This is a genomic window from Nonomuraea longispora (genome assembly GCF_004348345.1).
In the GTDB taxonomy this organism is placed as follows: Bacteria; Actinomycetota; Actinomycetes; order Streptosporangiales; family Streptosporangiaceae; genus Nonomuraea; species Nonomuraea longispora.
In genome coordinates this window covers 19,921-27,952 of record NZ_SMJZ01000118.1, presented here as the reverse complement: position 1 = coordinate 27,952, position 8,032 = coordinate 19,921, and the positions used below count along the sequence as shown (strand labels likewise).

General features: G+C 69.2%; 5 protein-coding genes. 1 reads left to right on the top strand and 4 read right to left on the bottom strand.

Annotated elements, in window-relative coordinates; genetic code table 11:
• The first annotated feature begins 231 nt into the window (after window positions 1-231).
• Complete coding sequence (locus E1267_RS27180; protein WP_132336309.1) at window positions 232-1,215, top strand: sporulation protein; 984 nt, start codon at window positions 232-234, stop codon at window positions 1,213-1,215.
• A 608-nt stretch (window positions 1,216-1,823) separates the two neighbouring features.
• Here E1267_RS27180 and E1267_RS27175 read toward each other — a convergent pair.
• Genes E1267_RS27175 through kdpB form a run of 4 tightly spaced genes read right to left on the bottom strand, consistent with a single transcriptional unit; the run spans window position 1,824 to window position 8,032 of the window.
• Window positions 1,824-2,492: a response regulator gene (locus E1267_RS27175; RefSeq protein WP_132336307.1), complete on the bottom strand. Its 669-nt coding sequence runs from the start codon at window positions 2,490-2,492 to the stop codon at window positions 1,824-1,826.
• Between the two features lie 6 nt (window positions 2,493-2,498).
• Window positions 2,499-5,030: a sensor histidine kinase gene (locus E1267_RS27170; RefSeq protein WP_132336305.1), complete on the bottom strand. Its 2,532-nt coding sequence runs from the start codon at window positions 5,028-5,030 to the stop codon at window positions 2,499-2,501.
• Complete coding sequence (locus E1267_RS27165; protein ID WP_132336303.1) at window positions 5,027-5,887, bottom strand: potassium-transporting ATPase subunit C; 861 nt, start codon at window positions 5,885-5,887, stop codon at window positions 5,027-5,029. The genes E1267_RS27170 and E1267_RS27165 overlap by 4 nt, the downstream gene beginning before the upstream one ends.
• A complete protein-coding gene (gene kdpB, locus E1267_RS27160; RefSeq protein ID WP_132336301.1) occupies window positions 5,888-8,032 on the bottom strand; it encodes a potassium-transporting ATPase subunit KdpB in 2,145 nt (714 codons plus the stop codon). It abuts the gene before it with no gap.

Below are 8,032 nucleotides of genomic sequence, written 5' to 3'. Positions count from 1 at the left end.
CCGGCCCCACCTGACCCCCGTCGGCAGACTCCCGTTACGTGCACGGTCATGAACCAGGCCCGCCCTCAGAACCCGCACCCCATGGGTAAACGTCGTATTCCCGGCTCAACCGCCTCCTTTTGGGGCAACTCCCGGGGAAGATTCACCTCACCGCCGGAACCTGGCCCTCGCCTTGATCGTTTACGCGAGCGGCACGACCGTGCCGCCAATCGTCGACAGGGAGAACAGATCGTGGTCTTCAAACGGATGCTGGGCGCCTTTGGCGTCGGAGCCCCCTCGGTGGACACTGTCCTGACCACAGCGCGAATCCAGCCGGGCGGCGTGCTGTCCGGCGAAGTGCGCCTGCAAGGCGGCGACTTCGACGCGGAGATCGAGCACATCACCCTCGGCCTGGTCGCCCGGGTCGAGATCGAGCACGGCGACGGCGAGGGCGCCGGGCTCGGCGAGTTCTCCCGCGCCCAGGTGTCCGGCCCGTTCGTCCTGCGCAAGGGCGAGGACAAGCTGATCGACTTCCGCATCCCGGTGCCGTGGGAAACGCCGATCAGCGAGATCGGCGGGCAGCATCTGACCGGCATGGCGCTGGGCGTACGCACCGAACTGGCCATCGCCAAGGCCGTCGACAAGGGCGACCTGGACGAGGTGGCAGTCGAGCCGCTGCCCTCTCAACTGCGCATCCTGCAGGCGATGCTGGACCTCGGCTTCCACTTCAAGTCCGCCGACCTGGAAGCCGGCCACCTGTACGGCGTGCACCAGGAACTGCCGTTCTACCAGGAAATCGAGTTCTACCCGCCCGCCCAGCACCATGGGGTCGTGGGAGAGGTCGAGCTCACCTTCGTCGCCGGCCCCCACGGGCTGGAAGTGATCCTGGAGGCCGACAAGCGTGCCGGCCGCTACTCCGGCGACGCCATCGGCCGCTTCACCATCAGCCACGACGACGCCATGCACACCGACTGGCCCAGCGAACTCGACCGCTGGCTGTCCGGCCTCACCCAATACGGGCACAGCAGCCACCACGGCGGGTACGGCCACGGCGACTACTACGGCGACCACCATGACGGCTACGGACACCCGCAGCACCATGAGCATCGCAGCGGTCCGGGCTGGGGAACGGTCGCTGCGGCCGGCGCCGCAGGCGTCGTCGGCGGCCTGGTGGCGGGCGAGGTCGTCGAGGAGATCTTCGAGGGCGACGAGGAAGAAGACGAAGGAGACGACTGATAGAGCACCACACTGTGGACGGCCCGCCACCGTGCCAGGTGCATGCCTGATGGGCGACCAGTAACGCGTGGATGATCTGTTCGCCGCGGAGAAGGACGGCGAACAGATCACCCCCAGAGGCGTCACGACTCCGGCGCCTGGAGGCATGCGATCCGGGGCAGTCGTTCCAACGTCCTTCTCTTCCTCGGCGATGACCACCACGCGCCGTTCACGTACGGCGGTGATGATCGCAGGCAGACGGTAGTGGTGGCCACAGGGCGGACATGGGCGGGTCGAGTGCCGCCAGGATGTCCGGCGTGGGACACGTCGCCCCGCCGTGACAGGTGATCAGAACCACGCCCTGAGCGGTGACGCCGACCGAGAGCGACGGGTGCCGGTCCTCGTGGGCCGGGCAGCGGGCGCTTTTCTGGGTCAGGGAACCGCGGGGCGCGTAGCCGGTCCTGTCGTGGAGCCAGCGCGAACGGGGTGGTCATGGGCAGGACTCGCCGGGTACGGAAGACGAAGGCGTCCGTCGACGTTCGAGACCCTCGATCGTCGTGGCTCGGTCTCGCCCCAGACCACCCGGCGTCACGGCTCGCCGTGGCGAGGAGAAGCCCGGCGCGAAGGCGTCATGGGGTGTAGCGGTAGCCCATGCCGGGTTCGGTGATCAGGTGCCTGGGATGGGCGGGGTCGCGTTCGAGTTTCTTACGGAGCTGGGCCATGTACTGGCGCAGGTAGTGGGTCTCCTTGACGTGTTTGCTGCCCCACACCTCGGCCAGCAGATAGCGCTGGGGGATGAGCTTTCCGGGGTTGCGGAGCAGGATTTCGAGGATGTGCCATTCCGTGGGGGTGAGCCGTATGCCTGGTGAGACGGTCTTGCGGGTCAGGTCCACGGTGTGGTCGCCGATCTCGATGCTGGCCAGTTCGGCCTCGTGGACGGTGGCTCGGCGGGCGACGGCGCGGATGCGGGCGAGGAACTCGTCGATACCGAACGGCTTGGTGACGTAGTCGTCGGCTCCCGCGTCCAGGGCTTCGATCTTGTCGGCGCTGCCGGCCCGACCCGACAGGACGACGATGGGGACCTTGGTCCAGCCGCGCAAACCGTGGATGACGTCGATGCCGTCCATGTCGGGCAGCCCGAGGTCGAGGACGACGAGATCGGGATGCCATTCGGCGGCTTCACGCAAGCCGGAGCCGCCGTCGGCGGCGACCGCCACCTCATAGTGGCGGGCGGCCAGGTTGACGCGCAGTGCGCGCAGGATCTGCGGCTCGTCGTCGACGACGAGGATCTTGGTCATGGAGAGTCACCGCCCGGAGTTGATCGGCATTCTGATGATCATCGTGAGTCCGCCTCCTGGTGTCTCTTCGGGAATGAGGGCACCGCCCATGGCCTCGGTCAGCCCGCGTGACAGCGCGAGGCCGAGGCCGACGCCGGTGCCGTTGTCGCGGTCGCCGAGCCGCTGAAACGGCATGAAGACCCGCTCGTACGCCTCAGGCGGGATGCCGGGGCCGCGGTCGATGACGCGGATCTCCACCTGGTCGTCGTGCCAGCTGGCGGTGACGATGACCTGCCGCGCGGGCGGGCTGTAGCGGACGGCGTTGCTCATCAGGTTGACCAGCACTCGTTCGAGCAGGGCCGGGTCGGCAACGATCTCGGGCAGGTCGACGGGGATGTCGTCCTCGACCCGGTCGCGCAGCGGCCCGAGGTCGTCGATGGCGTGGGGGACGACCTCCTCCGGGGCGAGCGGCTGGAGGGAGAGCCCGAGCGCGCCGGCCTGCAGGCGGCTCATGTCGAGCAGGTTCTCCACCAGCCGGTCCAGCCTGGCCAGGGACTCGTCGGCGGTGGCCAGCAGCTCCTCGCGGTCCTCCGGAGTCCAGTCGACGTCGTGGCTGCGCAGGCTCTCGACAGCGGCCTTGGCCGCCGACAGCGGGGTGCGCAGGTCATGGCTGACGGCCGCCAGCAGCGCGGTGCGCATCCGGTCGGCCTCGGCCAGCGGCTCGGCCTGTTTCGCCTCCCGCTGCAGGCGTTCCTGGCGCAGCGCGACGGCCGCTTCGGCGGCGAACGCCTCCAGCACCCGCCGGTCGCTGGCATCCAGCAGCCGTCCCCGCGCGGCGAGTACCAGTTGGTCACCGATGGTCACGTCGCTGTCGGCCGCGGCGGGGGTGGTGCAGGGTGTGGAGCCGGAGGTGGCGATGGTGCGCCAGGCGCGGGCTTCGAATCGGTCGTCCGGCGTGGGCTCGCCGACGCGTTCGAGCAGGGTGACCGAGTCCAGGGCGAATGTCTCGCGCAGTCGTCCGAGCAAGGAGGACAGCGCCGCCTCGCCGCGCAGTACGTGCCCCGCCAGGGTGGACAGCGTCGCGGCGTCGGCTCGGGCGCGGGCCATCTCCCGGGCACGCCGGGCGGCCAGGTCGACGATCGCGCTGACCGCGGTCGCCATCAGGACGAACACCACCAGGGCGAGAAGGTTCTCCGGGTCCTCAATGGTCCAGGTGTACAGGGGAGGAGTGAAGAACCGGTTGAGCAGGAGGAAGCCGCCGACCGCCGCGGTGATCGCCGGCCACGTTCCGCCGACGAGCGCGACTCCGATGACCAGGCTCAGGAACAGCAGGATCTCGGTGGACAGCGAGAGCACGTCGCGAAGCGGGGCGAGCGCGGCGGTCAGCAGTGGCAGGCCCGCCACCGTGACCGCCCAGCCGGCCAGCCTGCGCTTCCTGGTGAGCGCGGCCCGGGAGCGCTCGGGGTGGCGGCGGCCCTTCTTGGCCTCCTCGTGGGTGACCAGGTGGACATCGATGGGGCCGGACCGGGCCGTGGTCTCGACCCCGACGCCACGGGAGAAGATCTGGGCGAAGCGCCTCCTTCTCGACGCTCCCAGTACGAGCTGAGTGGCGTTGACGCCACCGGCGAAGTCGAGCAGGGCCCGCGGGATGTCGTCGCCGACGACCTGGTGGTAGGTGCCGCCCATGCTTTCGACCAGGGCGCGCTGGCGGGCCAGGTTAGCCGGGTCCCCGCCGTCCAGCCCGTCGGCGCTGGTGACGTGGACGGCCAGCAGGTCGGCACCCTTCGTGCGGGCGGCGATGCGGGCGGCCCGGCGTACCAGCGTGTCGCCTTCCGGGCCGCCGGTAAGCGCCACCACCACACGCTCGCGCGCCTCCCAGGTGCTGTGGATGCCGTGGTCGGCGCGGTAACGGTCGAGCTGCTCGTCGACCTTGCCGGCGACCCAGAGCAGGGCAAGTTCGCGCAGCGCGGTCAGATTACCCACCCTGAAGTAGTTGGACATCGCGGCGTCCACCTTCTCCGGGGCGTAGACGTTGCCGTGCGCCAGGCGGCGGCGCAGCGCCTCAGGGGACATGTCGACCAACTCGATCTGGTCGGCACGCCGCACCACCTCGTCGGGAACGGTCTCGCGCTGCGGCATGCCGGTGATCTCCCGTACGACGTCGTTGACCGACTCCAGGTGCTGGATGTTCACCGTGGAGACGACGTCGATACCGGCGTCGAGGATGTCGTCGATGTCCTGCCAGCGCTTGACGTTCTTCGAGCCGGGCACGTTGGTGTGGGCCAACTCGTCGATCAGCGCCGCCTTCGGCGCGCGGGCGATGACGGCGTCCACGTCCAACTCGGTGAAGGTGGCCCCGCGGTAGGCCAGCGTCTTGCGGGGGATCACCTCCAGGCCCTCCAACAGGGCGGCGGTGCGGGAGCGGCCGTGGGTCTCGACGAACCCGACGACCACGTCCCGTCCGCGCTCACAGGCCCGGCGGGCCTCGCCGAGCATCGCGTACGTCTTGCCCACCCCGGGTGCCGCCCCAAGGTAGACCCGCAGGCGACCCCTTTTCATGAGCGGTCGAGTGCGAGGTTGAGTTCGAGCACGTTCACCGCCGGCTCGCCCATGAAGCCGAGCGCCCGACCGACGGTGTGCTCCTTGATGAGCTGCTCGACCCGGGCCCGGTCGAGGCCGCGTTCCGTGGCCACGCGAGGCGCCTGCAACCCGGCGTAGGCCACGGAGATGTGCGGGTCCAGGCCGGAGGCGCTCGCCGTGACCGCGTCGGATGGCACGGCCGGCGTTCCCGCGTCACCTCTGACCGGCACGGTCTTTCCGGCCGCGTAGTCCTCGCCCGGCCTGGCGCACTCCACCTTCAGGCCCTGGTACGCGGTCACGAACGGGGTGGCCGGGCAGGCCTGGTTGACGCTCACGGCACGGTCGGGGAACACCTTGAGCACCGCGCCGACCCCGTCCGGGGTGCAGTACGGGCGGGCGCCGCTGACGCCTTCCAACGCGCCGACCGCCTTGGAGCGGGTACAGACCTTGGTGAGCAGCGACTGCTTGCCCTCATCCAGGTCGCCCTCCTCGTCCTGGGCGCCCGGCACCGGCAGGGTGTCCACGATGTCCTCTGGACCCAGGTTGCTGGCGCTGGTGGAGGTAGGGTCGTAGCCGTCGCCGGCCGCCGACGGGCGGGACTGGAAATACCTGCGGATCGGGTCGCCGTCGGCGTCGGTGAAGGACTGGCCGATGAGCGCGCTGCCCACGGACTTGCCCCCCTTCTCGATGATCGACCCATTGGCGTGGTCGTTGAACAAAGCCTGGGCGACGCCGGTGGTGACCAGCGGGTAGACGATGCCGAGCAGCACGGTCAGGACGGCAACCGCTCTGAGCGCGGCCACGTGCTGGCGAACCCAGCTTGGCAGACGTTCCATTTATGACATCCCCGGAAGCAACTGGATCAGAAGGTCGATGAGCTTGATGCCGATGAAGGGCGCGACGACGCCGCCGAGGCCGTAGACGTACAGGTTGCGGCTGAGCAGCTTGGACGCGTTGGAAGGCCGGTAACGGACGCCGCGCAGAGCGAGCGGGACCAGCGCGATGATGACCAGCGCGTTGAAGATGACCGCGGACAGGATCGCGGACTGGGGGCTGGACAGGCGCATGACGTTGAGCGCGTCCAGGCCCGGGTAGACCGCGGCGAACATGGCCGGGATGATCGCGAAGTATTTCGCGATGTCGTTGGCGATCGAGAACGTGGTCAGCGCGCCGCGCGTGATCAGCAACTGCTTGCCGATCTCGACGATCTCGATGAGCTTGGTCGGGTTGGAGTCGAGGTCGACCATGTTTCCGGCCTCCTTGGCGGCCGAGGTGCCGGTGTTCATGGCGACGCCGACGTCGGACTGGGCCAGGGCTGGGGCGTCGTTGGTGCCGTCGCCGGTCATCGCGACCAGGCGACCGCCCTCCTGCTCCCTTTTGATCAGGGCGAGCTTGTCCTCGGGGGTGGCCTCGGCCAGGAAGTCGTCCACGCCGGCCTCGTCGGCGATGGCCTTGGCGGTCAGTGGGTTGTCGCCGGTGATCATGACGGTGCGGATGCCCATGCGGCGCATCTCGGCGAAACGTTCCCGCATTCCTTCTTTGACGACGTCCTTGAGGTGGATCACGCCGAGCACGCGGCCCTTCTCCGCGACCACCAGCGGGGTTCCACCGGAGGCGGAGATGCGGTTCACCAGGTGACCGACCTCGTCGCTCGTGTGGCCTCCGGCATCGTGTACCCACTTCATCACCGCGGTCGCGGCGCCCTTGCGCACCGCATGGCCGTCCAGGTCTGACGCACCCGAGTCCGGCGCAAGGTTGACCCCGGACATGCGGGTCCGGGCGGTGAACGGCACCCATTCAGCGTGTGCCAGCTCGCCTGGTCGGCGCTCGCGCAGGCCGTAGCGCTGCTTGGCGAACACCACGACCGAGCGGCCCTCGGGAGTCTCGTCGGCCAGGCTGGACAACTGCGCCGCCTCTGCCAGATCCGCCTCGCTGACCCCGTCCATCGGGACGAATTCGGCGGCCTGCCGGTTGCCGAGGGTGATGGTGCCCGTCTTGTCCAGCAGCAGTGTGGACACATCACCGGCCGCCTCCACGGCGCGTCCGGACATCGCCAGGACGTTGCGCTGCACGAGGCGATCCATGCCGGCGATGCCGATGGCCGACAGCAGAGCGCCGATCGTGGTCGGGATCAGGCAGACCAGCAGGGACACCAGCACGACGCCGGTGACGCCGTTGCCGTCGAGGGCGAGGGAGTCGGGGACGCCGGGGTTGACGGCCTTGGAATGAACGGCGAGGGGCTGCATGGTGACGGTGGCGACAAGGAAGACGATCGTCAGCGCGGCGAGCAGGATGTTGAGCGCGATCTCGTTCGGCGTCTTCTGCCGGTTCGCGCCCTCGACCAGCGCGATCATACGGTCGACGAAGCTCTCGCCCGGCTTCTGCATGATCTTGACGATGATCCGGTCGGACAGCACCTTCGTGCCGCCTGTCACGGCGGAGCGGTCGCCACCGGACTCGCGGATGACCGGCGCCGACTCGCCGGTGATGGCCGACTCGTCCACGCTGGCGATGCCCTCGACCACGTCGCCGTCACCGGGGATGACCTCGCCGGCCTCGACGATCACGTGATCGCCCTGCTGCAATTCGGGGGCGCGTATGACGTCCCACTGGCTGGGGTCCTCCGGGTTCTTCAGCCGACGGGCCTGGGCGTCGGTCTTGGCCTTGCGCAGCGTGGCGGCCTGTGCCTTGCCGCGACCCTCGGCGATGGCCTCGGCCAGGTTGGCGAAGACCACGGTCAGCCACAGCCACACCACGATCGCCCAGGCCAAGAAGGACGGGTCGAAGACGGCGAGCACGGTGGTGAAGACAGCGCCGATCTCCACGACGAACATCACCGGGTTGCGCCACAGGGTGACCGGGTTGAGCTTCTTCAGCGCGTCCGGCAGTGAGGCGATCAGCTGTCTCGGGTCGAGCAGGTGGCCGCCCACGCGGCCGTTCGCCTTCTCCGGTGCCGGCCGTTCCAGTACGGGAGTTGACAT

What these genes read in the sequence shown, in the direction of transcription:
- E1267_RS27170 (WP_132336305.1), bottom strand. Translation starts at nt 5,030, where the DNA reads ATGAAAAGGGGTCGCCTGCGGGTCTACCTTGGGGCGGCACCCGGGGTG.
- E1267_RS27175 (WP_132336307.1), bottom strand. Translation starts at nt 2,492, where the DNA reads ATGACCAAGATCCTCGTCGTCGACGACGAGCCGCAGATCCTGCGCGCA.
- E1267_RS27165 (WP_132336303.1), bottom strand. Translation starts at nt 5,887, where the DNA reads ATGGAACGTCTGCCAAGCTGGGTTCGCCAGCACGTGGCCGCGCTCAGA.
- kdpB (WP_132336301.1), bottom strand. Translation starts at nt 8,032, where the DNA reads ATGTCAACTCCCGTACTGGAACGGCCGGCACCGGAGAAGGCGAACGGC.